A 19,122-nucleotide genomic window follows, 5' to 3' on the forward strand; every position below is an offset into this window, starting at 1 on the left:
ATGCCTAAATCAGTAATTAAATTTGAAAATGTTAATTTAAAATATCCTAAAAGCGGACAAAATGTGCTTTCTAATTTAAATTTTGAATTAAAAGCTGGCGAAATGGTAGCAATAATTGGTCAATCTGGAGTTGGTAAAAGCACCATTTTTAAAGCCATTGTTCGAAATTTAAAACCAATTAGTGGACAAATTAAACTTTTTAATGAAAACATTAATAATTTTAAAAAAAGTAAATGACGTCATGAATTGCAAAACATTGGTTTTTTAACCCAAAAACCTAATCTAATTGCCTTTGACAATGTTTATATCAATATTAAAAGAAACATAGTTAATAATTATTCAAATAGATTGTTTCAATTTTTAGGGATTTTGAATAAAAAACAAAAACAAGCTATTTATAATGCATTAGAAAAATTAAATATTTTAGATAAAACTTTTATTAGAATTGATGAATTAAGTGGTGGACAGCAACAAAGAGTAGAAATTGCTAAATTGTTAATTAAAGAAAGCAAAATTATTTTGGCAGATGAACCAACTGCTAGTTTAGATTTTAAAACTGCCAATGAAGTATTAAATATTTTACAAAAGATTACTAAGGAAAATCAAATTACAACAATTGTCAATATTCATGATTTATCCTTGATTAATGATTATTTTGATCGAGTTTTAATTTTGTCAAAAGGGAAATTAATTTTAGATTCTGAAGTAGAAAACCTAAATTTAAAACAATTGCAAGATTACATTAAATAATCATGAAACAAAAAATTAAAAAATTTTTTTATTATCAATATCAAGGGCAAAATCAAAGTACCACTTTCAAACTAAGACCAATTTTTAAACACCTTCTTATTTGTTTACTCCTTTTAATATTCTTCCTTTTAATCGCTCAAGAAAATTGATCTTTTAATGAATATGGAGCAATTGAATTTAAAAAATCAATTACTAAATTATTTCAATTTGATAATTTTAGTACTTATTATGTAAGTAATTTAACTTTTTATAGTTTCAAATTATTATATTTAACTATTAAAACAGCAATTGTTGGTACCTTTATCGGTTTTCTTTTTGCATGCTTAACTGCAAGCCTTAGTTCTAAAAATATTTTTCCTATTAAAATTAATTGATTGATAAAAAGTTTTCTTTTATTATTAAGAGCTTTTCCTGAATTAGTTTTTATTGCTTTCTTTACTAAATTTTTAAATGCAGAACTTGCCTTATTTGCAATTTTTGCTTGATTTTCTTGGCTTTGATTACACAAATATTATTTAGAAATTTTAGAAAATTTAGATTGGTCAAGTTTTTATATTGCTTTAAATCAGGGCAATAGCAGGTTAAATGCTTTTTATAAACAAATTTGACCTTTAATTATTAATCGATTTGTTGCTTTATTTCTTTATTCTTTTGAATCAAATATGCGTTGAGCTTCAATTTTGGCTACTTTAGGAGTAAGTGGAATTGGAGTTTTAATTAAATATGCAGGAGAAAATAGTTACCGTTTTAATGAATTAGGAATTCCATTAAGCGTTTTAATTAGTTTTATTTTTCTTTTGGAATTAATTAATATTTGATTAAAAAAAATAGTTTTTGAAAATAAAAGTAAAAATTATGAAATGAAAAAAATCAAGTCAAAAATTTTTCATTTTCATAATTGAAAAACTTATTTTAAAATTGTGCTTTTTCTAATCATTGCAGTTTTTAGTATTTATGTGTTAATTACTTTGAATTGGAATGTACTAAATTTCGAAATTGCGCAAAGATTTTTAAAAAGTTTTTGAAACCCTAATTGAAGTCATTTTGATTTAAATAAAAATGAAACTAATCCATTTTATTTTATTTTTCAGTCTTTAGCTTTTGCCTTTCTTATAGTTATTTTAGTGATTTTTTTAACAACTATAGTTTTGCCTTTTTTAGCTTTTAAAACAAGTAATAATTACATAATTTTCTTTACTAGATTTATTAATTTATTTTGAAGAGCAATGCCAACTTTAGCCATTTTTTACATTTTTAATCCAATTTTTAATTCGCCAATTGCTCTTTTATTAATTATTTTATCTATAAATGAAACAACAGCACTGGTAAAACAATTATGAGAAAGTGTGGATAATTTAGAACAAGCACAAATTAATAATTTAAAAATGATGGGTTGATCAAAAATCAAAATTTATTTTCACTTTGTTCTGCCTTCAATTAAATATGATTTTTTTTCTCTATTATGTGTAACTTTCGATATTTGCTTGCGTAATTCTATTACTTATAGTGCTTTATCAAGGGGTAATTTAATTATTGGAACACAAATTAGTTTTTATTTAGACACACAAGCTTTTAGACCAGAAACAGCAATGGCTTATGTTTGAATAGCAACTTTTATGATTTTATTTACAAATGCATTTTTAAATTTAATTAAAAAAATTATGAAACAAGAGATAACTTGATTATCATTTAAAAATCTTACAAAGACTAAAATTTTTAGTCATATGATTTGAAAAAAGCACCTTATTTAAGGTGTTTTTTTCTTAAAAGATATAATTAAACTATGAAAAAAATTAAATCTTTCTTTTTTAAATTTAGTCCTATTTTAAGTACGTTACTTATTCCAGTTGCTATTTCTTGTCGAAAACAAGAAGATGATAAAAATAAAGAAATAAGAACTGAGTATTTTAATTTCTTAACTACAACAAAAACAAAAGTAATTAATTTTCAAGAAAACTTGGAAAATTACGATTTAAATAAACAAATCAACAACCTCATCAATTTTATTGATGATGCTTTAAATAAAAGCCAAAATGTTGATTCTTTAACAATGAAATATAATCAAAGAAGAATTAATCAAATTTGGCATAATTTAAATTTAGTATTTAACAAGCAAAGTGATATTTATAATTCAGAAATTGCTACGATGTGAACTAGCTTATATAGACAAAAACAAAATTTACAAAATCTTTATGAGCATTTTATCAATGTAGATTTAGATTCTAATGACATTAATTATAATCAAAAGAAAAATCTCTATGATAAACTAATAGCCAATGTTAATCAAATGAACGCTTTGATTTTGAATCTTTTTGACATAAATGACGGAATTTCTCTAATTGCGCCAAATTTAGAAATTCTTACTAATTTAAGAGCACAAATTTTTAATTATTGAAAAAATTATTTAATTAGGGATAACGAAAGTAATGAAAACATTTTGCCTACTGGCTATTCATATACTTTAGAATATAATCAAGATAACATAGTAGCAGACGGCGATACTATTTATAAAATCAAATATATTGATGAAAATAATATAGAAAAGTATCCAGAAGTAGAAGAAGCACGGGCTGAAGGAATTAAAATTGGTTCTATAACAGCATATAGAACTAGAGGAACAGATACCCCCGAAACTAAAAAACCAAATAATCCAAATCAAAAACTAGCAATTCATGAAGCTCAATGAGCAGAAATGGCCAAAAAAACTTTTAATGAATTTTTTATAGAAAATGGTGGAGTATTTTACTTTAAAAAAATAAATAATGGCTATTATGGACGTTGAATTGGCCTATTTTTTAGTAATTCTAGCGAAAACTTAAATGATGAGTGAGGGAAAAGAATGGTTAGTTTAGGTTTATCCAGAGTACAATATATTGATTTGGTTCCTGAATCTATTTTTTATGCAAAAACTGATTTAGAAAAAACATATTATGATCTTATTGTTGCCGCACAAAATGAAGCAAAAAACAACCAAGTAGGTTTTTGAATTGATGATATAGCTAATGTATTTTTTAAAAATCCAGAAAATTAAATTTTAAATTTAAATTAATTTATTAAATTATGTTTTTTAAGAACATAATTTATTTTTAATTTTAATAAAAAACACACCCAAAGTGTGCCCTAGTTTACAATTTCAATTGGAGTTATATTTTTTCCCGAGTTTCCAAGTTGAATGCCATTTTCAATGATAAAGTACTTATTTATAGGGGAATTAACCTTTTATTTAAGTATCATTACTTACATAAAAAATCAAAACAAAAAATGAAAATTAATTTAAAAATTTTTTATTTTGTTCAAAAATTTATTAAAAAAGAATAAAAAATTTCGTTTATGTCATAATTATTTTATTGTTTTAAACAAAAAATCACTGCTTTTTTTGCTTGTAGGCATTTTCTATGTGTCTAATTTTAATAATAAAATTTTTTAAACTCCCTATTTATAGATGTTTATGTTTTTTTAGTAAATTCAACTTGGAAACTCGGGAAATTAATTTACTAAATTGTGTTGTTTAAGAACATAATTTATTTTTAATTTTAATAAAAAACACACCCAAAGTGTGTCCTAGTTTACAATTTCAATTGGAGTTATATTTTTTCTTTTAGGTCCTCTATGTTCTTGCTTTTTTATAAGATTTACCTGTTTGAGATTCTAAATTAGTCATACTTAAATTATGTATTTTGTAATTTCTAATAAAATACCTTTTCAGTTCTTTGAATTTTTTATCGAAAAGCTAATTCTTTTGATTGAAAGAAATTTAATTTCAAAATCATTTTTTGCAATCAAACTTTTTTATAATGATGATAACTTGAAAACAGTTCGAGTCATTCATGCTGTTTTAACTGTTTCATATATTTTCCTATACAAAAAACATAAATTATAAATATTTCATTTTTTTATGTTGAAGATTAATTTATCATTTATTAAAAATTATGATTTCGAGCTTTATCATATCAAAATTGAAGTACTTTCCCAAGACAAGAAGAACTATTTTCAAAATCTACTAATTCTTTGCTTCCGGGTGTTTCTAAGCCATTTATGTATCATTTTCAATAATTTTGTTCAAATATTGTTATCAAATGATTTATATAAATTTCAAAATTAATATTTGGTACACAATAAGAAGGCAAAAAACGTCATTGATCAATTGAATGAAACACAAAACTATCTATAACTATTCCCGATAATTTATAGCTTTGAAAATATTTGTCTTTAATAATCCTAATGATTTTGCAAGTAAATGTTAATAAATCATTAGACATTTTATTTTTTTCTTTCATTGCTTCTTGTATTTTTCTTGGATTTGTTATTTTTCATTTACCACCCTTATTTGTGTCTGGGTACACAAAACTTTTATCAAATTGTTCGAAAGCAGGCAAAATTTCAAATACAATTCCATCTCTAAAATTGATTTTAATTATTTGTCCATCTGCTCTTATTTCGCTTGTTGAATATGCGTCTTTAATTGCCAATTTTACTGCTTGCAATAAACGAGACTGAGAGTTTCCTTTAAGATTATTTGCTCAATCAAATTCTTTTGCTGGAAGAATAACTAGTATATCTATGTCGCTGGAAGAAATAGCAGTATTCCTACCGTATGAACCAACATATAAACTATTATTCGTTTCGCTTAAAGAATTTCAAAATTCTTTGTTTATGGCTTTTGTTATTTGTTTGTAACGATTTGAAATTTTTGTTCTTTTTTCTAAATTTATTGAACAATTATCAATTAAATTTCTCATTTTTATTATTTCCTTTATTTTTTTAAACTATCAGGTAAATTGATATTAATTTCATCTTGTTTGAATTCATTATCTTTTATAATATTAAGAGATTTACTTGCTTCTTTTACAGCACTTTTTGTGGTATTTGGGGCAGATTTGTATATTTCATGTAATTCTTTTAGTAATATTTCATATTCTTTTTTTATTTGAGATGTTGATTTGTATTTCAATTTAATTTCTAATAATAATAATTTCAATCTTTCTCTAACTGTTAAAAGTAAATTAGCAGTTTGTTTGTGTTTATAAATTTTATTTGGAATATCAAAAGAACGAAAAATTAAACCAATTGTTGAACTAATTCCAGTTATTATTGCTGAAATTATTTTTATATAGAATTCATTGGTAAAAATGATTGTTGTTATACCTATTGTTATCAATGTATCGCAAACAACCCTAAAAAATTCAAAAATTTTATATTTTTGAAGAAGTTTATCTGCTGCTTTTTCTTGTATTTTGTGAGTTCAAACCACACTCATAAAAGTTTCTCTAATATAATTTTCTTGTTGCTTCAAATATGCCTCCTAATATATAAATAATTCCTTCATCTTTATTATAAATTTGATTTTAATATAATTAATATTTTTATAGATTATTAAGAACAATTTGAATTCTAATTAATATAGAATTAGAAGACTTTTAATTAATATTAAAAAAATTTTTAAATAAATTTTTAATTTTGAAGTTAAAACTTCAATTTTTTTATATAAATATCATAAAAAATAACTATTTTCATTAAATAAAAGATAAAAACAATATGATAAACGATAATTTAGCAAATATGGCTCAAGATATTTATATGAATTACTTTTTCAAAAAAACTCCAAACGGAATATTAGATGATATTATTTTTGAAGCAGACAAATCAAAAGTTCAAGTGAGTGATGCTAAAAATTGTAATGGTAAATATCCTTTTTTTACCAGTGGGGCTTCAATATTAAAATGAAAGGAATATTTCGTAAATGGTAGATATTGCTTTCTTAATACTGGTGGTAATGCAGATGTCAAATTTTATATAGGTAAATCTGCATATTCAACTGATACATGATGCATTTATTCAAAAAATGATATGACAGATTATTTATATCTACTATTATCAACAACTAAGGAAGAATTAAATAAAAAATATTTTCAAGGAACAGGCTTAAAACATTTGCAAAAAGATTTTTTAAGAAACAAGAAGATTTACATACCAACAAAGGCTGAATTAAAAAAATTTAATAATTTTGTTAAACCTTTATTTAATAATATTTCTAATAATACAAGAGAAATAGAAAGACTAGTTAAACTTCGTGATTTTCTTCTCCCATTACTTATGAATGGACAAGTAATTATTGAATAAATGCTAAATTATCGTTTATTTATTTAAAATAATTTAAAACTAAAATAAATTATTTTAAGACATCGATAAAAAACAAAAGTCTTAAATTTTAATTATTATTTGGAGAATTAAACAATGAAAGACAAAATTATAAAAAAAATAATTCAAAAAATGCAAAATACATTGAACAATAAACAGTTAAAAATGCTTGAAAATACATTGCAATTTGAATTAATAACAATATTTGATGGTACAGAAGACAAAACAAAAACGAATGAACAATTGGTATCGTTATTTATAGATTCAAAAAAATTAGAAGGTTGTTCAGAAAATACAATTAAATATTATTTTTCTACAATTAATCTAATGCTGGCTTATTTATCTAAATCAATTAATGAAATAGATACAAGCGATTTAAGAAATTACTTATCCAATTATCAAGAACAAAATAAATCTAGCAAAGTTACTATAGATAATATTAGAAGAATATTATCTAGTTTTTTTTCATGATTAGAAGATGAAAATTATATTGTTAAAAGTCCTGTAAGAAGAATAAAAAAAGTCAAATCTCCTATTACTTTAAAAGAAACTTATTCTGATGAAGAATTGGAAATAATGAGAGATAATGTGGAGAATTATAGAGATTTAGCTTTAATAGATATTTTAGCTTCAACAGGAATGAGAGTGGGAGAGTTGGTAAAATTAAATATAGAAGATATTGATTTTAATGAAAGAGAATGTTTGGTAACTGGTAAAGGAAATAAGGAAAGAATAGTATATTTTGATGCAAGAACGAAAATTCATTTGAAAAATTATTTAGATTCAAGAAAAGATACAAATAAAGCTTTATTTGTTGGGTTAAAATCACCATATAATAGAATTGGGATAAATGGAATAGAATGTATACTTAAAAAAATAGGCAAAAAATTGAATATAAAAAAAGTGCACCCCCATAAATTTAGAAGAACTCTTGCCACTATAGCAATTGATAAAGGGATGCCTATAGAACAAGTTCAAAAACTTTTAGGTCATGAAAAAATAGATACTACTTTAAAATATGCAATGGTTAAACAAAGCAATGTAAAAACAGCGCATCAAAAGTATATAGGATAGGAACAATTAAATGAAAAAGTATAAACTTAGAGAATTATTAAGATTAAAAACCGGTAAAGATTATAAAAAATTAAATAATGGAAATATTCCTGTTTATTCATCAAGCGGAATAATAGCATATGTAAATCAACATTTGTTTAATAAAGAAAGTGTTTTATTACCAAGAGTTGGGACTTTATCTAACATTATGTATGCAAATCATAATTTTTGAGCATCCGACAATATGTACTATGCAGAAATAAATACTGAATTGGTATACCCAAAATACCTATATTTTTGTTTAAAATCAATAAATTTATCTTCAAAAACTTCAGGGACAACACAACCAAAAATGACATTAGATTCATATTATAATGCCTCTATTGTTATACCTGATTTAGTCATTCAAAAGAAAATTTTGATTTTATTAAATTCAATTGATAACAAAATTATTGTAAATAGTAAGATAAACGATAATTTAGCATTTATTCAATAATTACTTGTCCATTCATAAGTAATGGGAGAAGAAAATCTCTAATTTCTTGAAGTTTCCTGTTTGAACAAATATTTTCAGTAATTTTCTTATAAATTGGGTTTGTTATTTTATGAAATTTTAACAAAGTTTCTTTATCAGGAATTAGTATGTTAATAGAGTTTAAATCATCATTATTAATGGTTTCTTGTGTAGCTCCATGAGATAGAATATTTTTTTTAATTTCAAAATATGGACTTAATATGAAGGATGAAATGTATTCAAAAGATAATTCATTACAATTTAAGCCATAAAAACCTGTAGACAAAATACCATCATTAATCATAAAACTCATATTATCTGTAACAAACAAATGTTTAATGCTATTTTTCATTTTAGCAAATCACACTGAATTTTTAATAGGTTGCATATTAGCTCTGCTTTTGCGATTATTATATGCAATTTTGCTTCCTTCAGATATATTTTTGTTATTTATATCAGCAGTTGCATAATAAGTTTTATACTTAAATTTTTCTATACCGGGTTTTATTATCGAAGAAATTGAATTGTTAAGTAGCGTTTCAACTTTCCAATTATCAGGAATATTTCTATTTAGAATTTCATTATAAATAAATTTTCCAAAATTAGTCTTGTAAGGCTTAAAGTTATTATTTGGAAATTCAAATTGAATAAATCAGTAATTATATAATGTACTTAATTGATTAAATAAATTATCGTTTATCTTTTTATTTAAATATATTTTATTATCTATAACTTTTAAAATATGAACTAGTTTTAATTGAAGTTTATATTCTGGGAGATCAATAATTATTTTTCTAAATTCGGATTGTCTTATTCCTGACACCGTGCTCCCAGATTCTCTAACCTTTAATAATGATTGGCCTTTTTTTGATTGCAAAAAATACAATAAAAAATCATTATCTAAAATTTTTTCTTTTCCTCTTAAAGTTAATAATCTTTGAGCTACAGCTACAACTTCCCTATCTAATTTTGCTACTTGTCCTAATGGACCCTCCGTAGTCAATAGTATATCTCCTTTTTTAGGGAAACCTCTAATCATAAATTTATCATATTCTTCCTTTGAGATATAGTAGCATTTAGAATAATCAATAAAATTATTTTTAACTGATTTAGCACTTAAAGTTGGTATACCTTGCAATGATGATTTTGGTGTTTTTCCTCTGTAATCAATAATATATTCTAATGCTTCTTCCATAATGTATTTTTTACTCATATTTTAAATTTTCAAGTTGCTCCATAATTTCTTTTTGCAACTTTTCTCCTTCTGCAAAGTATTCTTTCAATTCTTTTTTGTATTGTTTCATTTTTTCTTGAAATTCTTCAGGTGTCATTTCTATATAATCAATTTTTATATCAAAATATTGACCCGCTGAAAGAGAGTAATTCTTCTCTTTTATTTCATCATAAGTAACAGCAATAGAAAAATCACTCACTGCTTCTTGGTTGTTAAATGTATTAATAATTAAATTAATATCATCATTTGTGAGTCTTTTCTTTTTATTATTTCCATCTTGATAATCTTCTCCAAGCTTTGAAGCATCAATTAATATAACTTTGTCATGATTTCTTGCGTTATCGAAAAATAAAACAGATACATTAGTTCCTGTATTTGCGAACACATTTGATGGCATACTTATACAACCAGATACAATTCTATCTTCTACGATTTTTTTTAAAATTTTATTTTCTACACCAGACTTAGATGTAATAAATCCAGTAGGAACCACAATTGCTCCTTTTCCAGTTTTAGATTTTAAAGAATTTATAACGTGTTGAATAAATAAAGTATAAATTGCCATACTTTCTTTTTTAGTTTTTGGAATATTAGGAATACCAGCTCAAAATCTTGCAGGCATAGCCGCTAATTTTTCTCTATTTTCAGAAAAATCCATTTTAAAAGGAGGATTTGAAACCACAAAATCGAATTGTCTCAAATCTTCATTATTATCACTTTTATGATATGGATTTACTAATGTGTCGCCTTGAATAGCATGACTTAATGACGAAATTAAGCCGTTTAAAATAAGATTTAATTTAAGCATTTTATTGCTTCTTTGAGAAATATCCTGTGCGAATATTGTGCACTTGTCTTCGCCTATTTGATGTGAAAGAGCCATAAGTAAGGTACCTGTACCAGCTGAAGGATCATAAATTTCAATATTATGAAGATTTTTATTATCACCAACTAATAATTTAGCCATAACAGTAGCAATTGAATGAGGTGTATAATATTCAGCATATTTTCCACCACCATTTGTGTTATAGTCTTTAATTAAATATTCAAATATTGAAGAAAAGAAATCATAATGTTCATCGAAAACTTCTTCAAATGAAAAATTCACTAATTTATCAATTAAAGCTCTTGCAAAATTTGAACGTTCATTTTCATCAGTAACAAATATGGTTAATTTTTCAAAGATAGGAATTCTAGTATTTTGTGATGTCTGCATAAAAAAGATATCCTGATTTTTTAGAGCTATATCAACCATTGTTTGATCAAGAATTTCAGCAAAATTATCTTTGGTTTGTTGATTTCATAGATTGAAAATAAGATGTTCAGGATCAAGTTTGGGCACATCATCTAATTTATATAATAATTTAAGCCTAGAATTTTCATCCATTTGACTATAAGTTTCATCTCATTTTTGTGAATTTTTTAATTTATTACTTACTTTTTTAATTTCATAACCAAATTTATCATTGATAAATTTATAAAGAAAAATTTGAGTAATGATTTTATATTCATTACCATCATTCCCCATTCCATAAATTTGGCATATTGATTTTAATTCATCAATTAGTTTAATTGTTTTTTCTTTTACTTGTAAGTTCAAAATAACCTCCATATAAACAAAAACACGAGATATAAACAATTAATATTTCGTGTTTTCGATTAATACATATTATTAAATTAAGTTTTATATTTAATTATATTGATTTAAATATTCAAATTTAATTTTATCTGCAATAAACAACATATCATCTTGTTCAAAATCAATATTTTGATTTTCTAATGCGAAGACCAAAGCCTTTATTACCTTTCCTTTAAAATATTCATCTTGTTTTAAAATATCACTTCTATTATAAATTTGTTTATCTATATCTTCTTTAACAGCAAAAAGAACATTTTGAATTTTTGTATCCTTATTTGAAATAATAGGGTTAAGAAATTTATTTTCTCTTTTTTTATTTTCTTCCTTTATTCTTTTATGAATTCTTACAAATTTTGAATCTTCATTGTACTTGTCGTAAAAAGTTTCATTTTTTCGTTGTAACTCTTGTAATGTTTTTATGACTGAGTCTAAATATTTTAAATTTTCATTATATTCTTGCACAGAAGTTATAGTGAAATTTTTTTCTTTAAATCTTTGTCAAAACAAATCTCAAATTTGAATAAATTCAGGGTCTTTTTTATCAATATTTTCATTAAAAGCAGATAGAACTTTTTCGTATTTATCTTTAAAATCGTATTGAGATATTATTTTTAATTCTTCCTTTGATCTTATTTTAAAATTAAATTCAATGTTCAACATTGCTTCATTGATTATTTGTTTAATATTTTCATTTTGTTCAATCGCCATTCTTAAATTAATAATATTAATTCGATGACTAACTTCAGAAATCATTTGTGATATATTTTCTATTTTTATTGTGTTAAATTTTTCTTTCAATTCCTTATCGCCAAAAGATCTTACAATGTTAAAAACATTTTTTGCAGAAACTAAAAAATTTTTTAATTCTAATAATTCTTTCTTGTTTGTAATTTGCGAAATTTCATCACTAAAAATTTCTAAATTATCTGTATTGAATTTAAATAAAAATTCTTTTGTATTCTCAACTTGAGAAATTAATTCCTCGTGATCTTCTAAAACATATTTATAAGTATTAATTATTCTATCTTTATCAATTTCATTAAATCTCTCAAGTTCCTCTAAATACGCAGCATTAGTTTCATCAAAGTTTTTCTTGATATCGGCAAAATCAATAATAAATCCATATTTATTATCTTTATATGGTCTATTAACACGTGTTATTGCTTGTAATAAAGTATGATCTTTTAATTTTCTTCCAAAATATAATCTTTTTAATCTTGGTGCATCAAATCCTGTTAATAACATATTAAATACAATCAATATATCGATTGTAAAGTTTTTCTTAAAATCTGTAATAACTTTTGATCTACTATCTTTATTTTCATAGTTATGAAGTATCAAGCCTGCCCTGAAATAAGATGGAGATGTAGAATTAACATTTAATTCTTCTTGTACTTTGTTAAACATACTATAAATCTTTTTTGCTTGCTCACTAGTTTCACAAATAACCATTCCGCCTAGTGTATTATCATCATGAAGTAATCTAAACTTTTTTAAATCTTCAATAATATATTTAGTAAGTTCTTTAACATATTTAGTATGTTCTATGATATGAGATTTTGTAATATCTTTTTTTTGAATTTTGAGATTATATTCATCATAAATTTTAGTTAGTTTTTCTCTATATGATGTTTCAATATCTTCACGAATAATTTTCAATGTATATCCATCTCTTATTGATTTATCATAATAATAAGTGTGAATGTAGTCACCAAACACTTTTCATGAAGCTCTTTCTTCTTTTAAAAGTGGTGTTCCTGTTAAAGCGATTTTAATTGAATTGATATCCGCATTAAATAAATTACTCAAAAAACTACCTTCTGGTTTATAACCTCTATGTGCTTCGTCAACAATAAATATTCTTTGTAAATTCGTTGCATATTTAGGTAAATCCACATTGGTATTATCTTCTTTAAAACGTTGAATATTTACAACTGTAATTTCCAAATTTCCACTATTGCCTTCCATAGAATGACTAGTTCGAAATTGTTGCATTAATTCATCTCTATTATCAGCAGTTTTAACACTCAATCCTCTTGCATCAAATTCTTGTTTTGCTTGTTCTAATAAGTCTAATCTATCTACAATGAAATAGAATTTTGCTACTTTATTTTTGCTTGCAAAATAATCTGTTAAATATTTCACAAGAAAAAATGACAAAGCAGTTTTACCACTACCTTGAGTATGTCAAATAATTCCAGATTTTATTCCTTTATCAAGACTTTTTTTAATTGCAAAACTTGCAAACATTTGTTGGTATCTCATGATGTGTTTTTGATAAATAGAAACTATTTTTCCATCTACCTCCTTTGTTGAATTTACATATGCAATACCATATTTAATTAAAAACAAAAGCCTTTCAGGATTACACAAAGAAGTGATTATTCTATTTGTTGGAGTAAGAATGTCTAAATTAGTTTTATATTCTTTTTCAGTATTTAATTCTGAATTATTAAAATCACTTAAAATTTGTTTTTCAACATCAGAGTTAATATTTAAATATGAATAATTTTTATAATAAAAATATTCATCATTTTTGATTGAATCTTCTCTAAAAGAATTAAAAAAAGCTTTATTTTTTGAAGCAGTACAGTAAAATGCACCCTCAATTGGAACAACACCGTTTTGCGCAGAATATTCCATATTATTAGAAAATATCATTAATTGCGTGATATTAATAAATCTTCTAAATTTTGGATTTGGAAATCTTTTTTCATTCATTCTTTCAACTTCAGCAATAATTCCACCCTCATTATTAGGTTTTTTTACTTCAATAAAAACAAGTGGCAAACCATTAATAAATAATGTTATATCTGGTCTAAATTCATCATTCCCATTTTTATAAGTAAATTCAGCGGTAAAATGATAAACATTATTGTTTATATTTACAAAATCAATTAATTTTGTGTTTGTTGAAAGTAATCTTTTATAAAAACTTTGACCTAAATCATCATTATTCAATTCTTGTTTAATTTCTGCTAAAATTTGACTAATGTCGCCTTTAAAATTAGGATTTAGTTTTTTAAATTGTTCTCCAAAAACTTTGATTAAAATATTGGTATCCTCATCATATGTTTTCCCAACATCTTCTTTTGAAACTTTTCCAAAATATTTATAACCTAATCTTGTTAAATGAACTAGTGCAGGCAATTGAACTCTTGTTTTTTCATTAAATTCTTTTTCCATTACTAATTAACCCCTTATATTAAGCTTATGAAAATAAAATTATTTAAATAAATTATATTATTAAATTAATTTCCTAATTTTTCCAATATTACAAATAAATTTATTTAATTTAAATTATTTTTTTAACTTAAATCTCAAACACTTTGTCAACAAATCTTGAATTAAATAAATACAACAAACTGCCTCAATCTAAAGCAAAAGTAATAATGTCTCCAATTTGATAATTATTTTTACTTTTGGTTGCATTCAAAATCATTAAATCGCTTGAACCGCCTAAAACTTTTAAATCAGAATCATATGGATACATATCATCAAAAGAAGTGTCTAATTTGCCAATTGCTAATATTAATCTTTTAATATCACCTTCATCAACAAAAACAGGTTCTTTACCAAAAGCATCTATACCAGCTGGACCAATAGGTAAAGAAGATTTATAATCTACTTCAACCACTTCTGCTTCACAACGAAAGGCATCGCGATGCATTCCTTCGATGGTTAGACGATATTTATCTTCAGTGCCAAATATCATACTGAAGCCCATTCTTAAAACATTAACTTCTTTAGGCATAGTTTTTTCTCAAACCATATGTAAACTTAAAGAATTACCTCCAGAGATATGTGAAATAGTAATATGATATTTAGCTTCAATTTCATTTTTAATTTGGATAAATAAATTCATAGCTTCTACTGAAGGAATTCTAGCTCCGTAGCATCCAAAATTGCAGCCTAAACCAAAAAGTTCAACTCCTTTTAATTTCAGAATTTCTTGGACTGTAAAATCTACATCTTCAGGTAATACTCCCTCACGACGATCGCCTAAATCGATCATCAAGACAATTTTATGTGGCTTTAAATTGTGACTAACTACATAATCACTAATTGCTTTAATCATCTTTAAATCACCATTTAAAGATGAATCACAATATGTTAATAATTCGGGAATTTCTTCTAGTTGAGGTAAACGCAATAATTGCTTATGACCTGGAATATCGCTATAAACTTTAAAATTTTCAATTCGTGAATCTCCAAACATTTTAATTCCGCATTCACTGTAAATTTCTGCCATTCTACGATTGCCTACAAAACCTTTAGTTACTGCTAAAACTTCAATATTGCTTTCTTTACAAATTTCTATTGCTCTTCGAATATTTTGTTTAAATTTAGTTTCATTAATGACAATTCTTGGATATTTATTTGTTGTTTTCATCTTAAAATTAATTATAAATTTTTTATTTCTATAAATAAGAATGTCTTTATATTAATTTATATAAATGAATTAATTTTGATTTATTTGTTGTAAATATAAAAAAGGGTTCTGTAAACAGAACCCGACACATGATAAATTATAAAATAGTGAGGTTTAAAACGAATCTCAAAAAAATTTTAAACCTCATAATAATTATAAAATAAATTAAAAAACTAAATAAAATTTACAGCATTTAAGCTTAAAATTTTTACTATTTTTTGCATATAAAAAATTTCTATTTTTTTATTAGCACACCGGGTAAGTTGTTTTATAATTTAAAGCATACTTTTATATAGTATTATTTTATATTAATTTATTAAGAACAACGAAAGGAATAACAATGCCAACAACTAACCAGTTAGTTACAAGTGGTAGAGTATCAAAAGTTCGTAAACAAAAAGCACCTGCTTTGAACTTATCACAAAATACTCTTACTAAAAAATCTCGTAAGTTGCCAGCACCTTTTAAAAGAGGTGTATGTACTCGTGTGGCAACTATGACACCTAAAAAACCTAACTCAGCTATGCGTAAATATGCCCGTGTTAAATTATCAAACGGAATGGAAGTAACCGCATACATCGGAGGAGAAGGACATAACTTACAAGAGCACTCAGTTGTGCTTATTCGTGGAGGAAGAGTTAAAGATTTACCTGGGGTTAGATATCACATCGTACGTGGAACCCAAGATTTAGCTGGTGTTAATAACCGTAAACAAGGCCGTTCATTATACGGAACCAAAAAAGAAAAGAAAAACTAATACTTAGTTATTATTAAGGAGAATTTATGTCAAGAAAAAATAGTGCACCTATTAGAGAAGTATTACCTGATCCAATTTTTAACTCAGTAGTAGTTACAAAATTAATTAACACCATTATGTTAGACGGTAAAAAATCTATCGCTCAAGAAATCCTTTACTCTGCATTTGAAATTGTGAAAGAAAAAACTAACAAAGACCCAATGGAAGTATTTTTATTAGCAATTGAAAATATTACTCCTCAATTAGAAGTTAGAACCAGAAGAATTGGTGGAACAAACTATCAAGTTCCAACTGAAGTTTCTGCAAGAAGAAAACAAACTTTATCATTAAGATGATTAGTTCAATACGCACGTTTAAGAAATGAAAAAACTATGGATGTGCGTTTAGCTAATGAAATTATTGACGCATCAAATAAAACAGGTGGAGCAATCAAAAAACGTGAAGACACCCACAAAATGGCTGAAGCTAACCGTGCTTTTGCTCACTTTAGATGATAATTGGAAATTAAGATATTATGGCTAGAGAATATGAATTAAAAGACTACCGTAACATCGGTATTATGGCCCACATTGATGCGGGAAAAACTACTACAACAGAAAGAATTTTACTTCACACAGGTAAAATTCACAAAATTGGTGAAACTCACGATGGAGCAAGCCAAATGGACTGAATGGAGCAAGAACAAGAAAGAGGTATTACCATTACCTCAGCTGCTACTACAGCCTACTGAAAAGGAAAAAGAATTAACATTATCGATACTCCGGGACACGTTGACTTTACAGTTGAAGTTGAACGTTCATTACGGGTATTAGATGGTGCTGTCGCAGTTTTAGATGCACAAAGTGGGGTTGAGCCTCAAACTGAAACTGTTTGAAGACAAGCAACTAACTATAAAGTTCCAAGAATTGTTTATGTAAACAAAATGGATAAAGCTGGTGCTGACTTCTTTATGTCAGTTAGATCAGTTAGAGAAAGATTAAATGCTAATGCAGTTGCAATTCAAATTCCAATTGGAGCTGAAAGCAACTTTACAGGAATTGTTGATTTAGTTGAAATGAAAGCTTACGTTTATGACGGAAATGCTGAAGAAATTGCTAAAGAAATTGAAATTCCTGCTGACTTAAAAGAACAAGCAGAATTAAAAAGAGCAGAATTAATTGATGCTGTTTCAACTTTTGATGATGACTTCATGATGCAAATTCTTGAAGGTGTTAATCCATCAGAAGAAGAATTAAAAAGAGTAATTAGAAAAGCAACTTTAACTTCAGAATTTTTCCCAGTAGTTTGTGGAACAAGTTTCAAAAACAAAGCTGTTAAAAAAATGCTTGATGCAGTTGTTGACTACTTACCATCACCACTTGATGTACCTGCAATTAAAGCAGAATTAAATGGTGAAGAATTAGATATTCCTGCAACTGATGATCATGATTTTGCTGCTCTTGCTTTCAAAATTATGACTGACCCATTTGTTGGTTCATTAACTTTCTTCCGTGTGTATGCCGGAGTACTTAAAAAAGGAAGTTATGTATATAACTCAACTAAAGATGTAAAAGAAAGAATTGGACGTATTATCCAAATGCATGCTAATAGTCGTCAAGAAATTGATGAATGTTATGCAGGTGATATTAATGCCGCTGTTGGTCTTAAATCAACCACAACCGGTGATACTTTAGTTGGCGAAAAATCACCACACTACATTTTAGAAAAAATGGTGTTCCCAGAACCTGTTATTTCACAAGCACTTGAACCTGAATCAAAAGATGCTATGGAAAAATTAGCATTAGGTTTACAAAAATTAGCTGCTGAAGACCCAACATTCAGAACTTATACAGATGAAGAAACTGGTCAAACTATTATCGCTGGTATGGGTGAGTTACACTTAGATATTATTGTTGATCGTTTAAGAAGAGAACACAACGTTAAGGCTAAAGTTGGTGCCCCTCAAGTTTCATACCGTGAAACTATTACTAAGAGTGCTGAAGTTGAAGGTAAACACGTTAAACAATCTGGTGGTAAAGGTCAATACGGTCACGTATGAATTAAATTTGAACCAAACCCAGATGGCGGATTTGAATTCATCGACAAAATTGTTGGTGGTAAAATTCCTAAAGAATACATTAAACCAATTCAAAAAGGTCTTGAAGACAAAATGGCAGCCGGTATTTTAGCTGGTTACCCAATGATTGATATTAAAGCTACTCTTTATGATGGATCATACCATGATGTCGATTCATCAGAAATGGCTTATAAAATTGCTGCTTCTAAAGCTTTAACTAGAGCTAAAGATCAATTAGGAACAGTATTATTAGAACCAATTATGGACGTAGCTGTTGTTATTCCAGAAGATTACTTCGGTGATGTTATGGGTGACTTAACTCGTCGTCGTGGTCAATTACAAGAAAATGAAACTAGAAATGATGGTGCAAGCATTATTCGTGCTTTAGTACCTCTTAGTGAAATGTTTGGTTACTCAACCGACTTACGTAGTATGACTTCAGGTCGTGGTACATACCAAATGCAATTTGATCACTATGAAAAAGCACCTAAAAATATTGCTGATGAAATTATCAAACGTCGTAATATTCAAGTTAAAGACGAAGATTAA

16 protein-coding genes are annotated in these 19,122 nt (G+C 25.7%); 9 read left to right on the plus strand and 7 right to left on the minus strand.

The window, feature by feature from the left end; translation table 4 throughout:
- The 3 genes from Q346_RS0100235 to Q346_RS0100245 are packed head-to-tail and all read left to right on the plus strand — an operon-like array spanning position 1 to position 3,781.
- Entirely contained in the window at positions 1 to 750 is a 750-nt protein-coding gene (locus Q346_RS0100235) for a phosphonate ABC transporter ATP-binding protein (protein ID WP_027332551.1), read from the plus strand.
- Positions 751 to 752: 2 nt separating this feature from the next.
- Positions 753 to 2,501, plus strand: coding sequence for an ABC transporter permease subunit (locus tag Q346_RS03695; protein WP_051521764.1), 1,749 nt, complete (start codon positions 753 to 755; stop codon positions 2,499 to 2,501).
- A gap of 32 nt (positions 2,502 to 2,533) precedes the next feature.
- Positions 2,534 to 3,781: a thermonuclease family protein gene (locus Q346_RS0100245; RefSeq protein WP_027332552.1), complete on the plus strand. Its 1,248-nt coding sequence runs from the start codon at positions 2,534 to 2,536 to the stop codon at positions 3,779 to 3,781.
- Between the two features lie 688 nt (positions 3,782 to 4,469).
- Here the strand turns inward: Q346_RS0100245 and Q346_RS04220 are convergent.
- The 3 genes from Q346_RS04220 to Q346_RS0100265 all read right to left on the minus strand — a co-directional run bounded on the left by Q346_RS04220 (position 4,470) and on the right by Q346_RS0100265 (position 6,043).
- Positions 4,470 to 4,598, minus strand: a complete 129-nt coding sequence (locus Q346_RS04220; protein WP_280513010.1) for a hypothetical protein — start codon at positions 4,596 to 4,598, stop codon at positions 4,470 to 4,472.
- Positions 4,599 to 4,670: 72 nt separating this feature from the next.
- Positions 4,671 to 5,489, minus strand: a complete 819-nt coding sequence (locus Q346_RS0100260; protein WP_027332553.1) for an SMODS domain-containing nucleotidyltransferase — start codon at positions 5,487 to 5,489, stop codon at positions 4,671 to 4,673.
- A gap of 14 nt (positions 5,490 to 5,503) precedes the next feature.
- Complete coding sequence (locus Q346_RS0100265; RefSeq protein ID WP_027332554.1) at positions 5,504 to 6,043, minus strand: SLATT domain-containing protein; 540 nt, start codon at positions 6,041 to 6,043, stop codon at positions 5,504 to 5,506.
- 242 nt (positions 6,044 to 6,285) lie between these two features.
- On the opposite strand from Q346_RS0100265, the gene Q346_RS03700 reads away from it, so the two are divergent.
- The 3 genes from Q346_RS03700 (at position 6,286) to Q346_RS0100285 (ending at position 8,437) form a co-directional block, all read left to right on the plus strand.
- Entirely contained in the window at positions 6,286 to 6,870 is a 585-nt protein-coding gene (locus Q346_RS03700; protein ID WP_051521765.1) for a restriction endonuclease subunit S, read from the plus strand.
- A gap of 114 nt (positions 6,871 to 6,984) precedes the next feature.
- A complete protein-coding gene (gene xerA, locus Q346_RS0100280; protein ID WP_027332555.1) occupies positions 6,985 to 7,962 on the plus strand; it encodes a site-specific tyrosine recombinase/integron integrase in 978 nt (325 codons plus the stop codon).
- 10 nt (positions 7,963 to 7,972) lie between these two features.
- Positions 7,973 to 8,437, plus strand: a complete 465-nt coding sequence (locus Q346_RS0100285; protein ID WP_027332556.1) for a restriction endonuclease subunit S — start codon at positions 7,973 to 7,975, stop codon at positions 8,435 to 8,437.
- Here Q346_RS0100285 and Q346_RS03705 read toward each other — a convergent pair.
- From Q346_RS03705 to Q346_RS0100305, 4 genes are all read right to left on the minus strand, one after another.
- Positions 8,427 to 9,668 carry a restriction endonuclease subunit S gene (locus tag Q346_RS03705; protein WP_051521766.1) on the minus strand — a complete coding sequence of 414 codons (1,242 nt, stop codon included), beginning with the start codon at positions 9,666 to 9,668 and terminating at the stop codon, positions 8,427 to 8,429. The genes Q346_RS0100285 and Q346_RS03705 overlap by 11 nt on opposite strands.
- Entirely contained in the window at positions 9,661 to 11,301 is a 1,641-nt protein-coding gene (locus tag Q346_RS0100295; RefSeq protein ID WP_027332557.1) for an HsdM family class I SAM-dependent methyltransferase, read from the minus strand. The genes Q346_RS03705 and Q346_RS0100295 overlap by 8 nt, the downstream gene beginning before the upstream one ends.
- A gap of 78 nt (positions 11,302 to 11,379) precedes the next feature.
- The gene (locus tag Q346_RS0100300; protein ID WP_027332558.1) at positions 11,380 to 14,514 is read right to left on the minus strand and encodes a type I restriction endonuclease subunit R; all 3,135 of its coding nucleotides are present in this window, start codon (positions 14,512 to 14,514) and stop codon (positions 11,380 to 11,382) included.
- 127 nt (positions 14,515 to 14,641) lie between these two features.
- Positions 14,642 to 15,721, minus strand: coding sequence for an alanine/ornithine racemase family PLP-dependent enzyme (locus Q346_RS0100305; RefSeq protein WP_036437802.1), 1,080 nt, complete (start codon positions 15,719 to 15,721; stop codon positions 14,642 to 14,644).
- Positions 15,722 to 16,100: 379 nt separating this feature from the next.
- Here Q346_RS0100305 and rpsL point away from each other — a divergent pair, with 379 nt between their 5' ends.
- Genes rpsL through fusA form a run of 3 tightly spaced genes read left to right on the plus strand, consistent with a single transcriptional unit; the run spans position 16,101 to position 19,122 of the window.
- Positions 16,101 to 16,517, plus strand: coding sequence for a 30S ribosomal protein S12 (gene rpsL / locus Q346_RS0100310; RefSeq protein WP_027332560.1), 417 nt, complete (start codon positions 16,101 to 16,103; stop codon positions 16,515 to 16,517).
- 26 nt (positions 16,518 to 16,543) lie between these two features.
- Positions 16,544 to 17,014, plus strand: a complete 471-nt coding sequence (gene rpsG, locus Q346_RS0100315; protein WP_027332561.1) for a 30S ribosomal protein S7 — start codon at positions 16,544 to 16,546, stop codon at positions 17,012 to 17,014.
- 17 nt (positions 17,015 to 17,031) lie between these two features.
- A complete protein-coding gene (gene fusA / locus Q346_RS0100320) occupies positions 17,032 to 19,122 on the plus strand; it encodes an elongation factor G (RefSeq protein ID WP_027332562.1) in 2,091 nt (696 codons plus the stop codon).

The sequence above is a fragment of the Mycoplasmopsis gallinarum DSM 19816 genome, assembly GCF_000621085.1.
Lineage (GTDB): Bacteria > Bacillota_I > Bacilli_A > Mycoplasmatales > Metamycoplasmataceae > Mycoplasmopsis > Mycoplasmopsis gallinarum.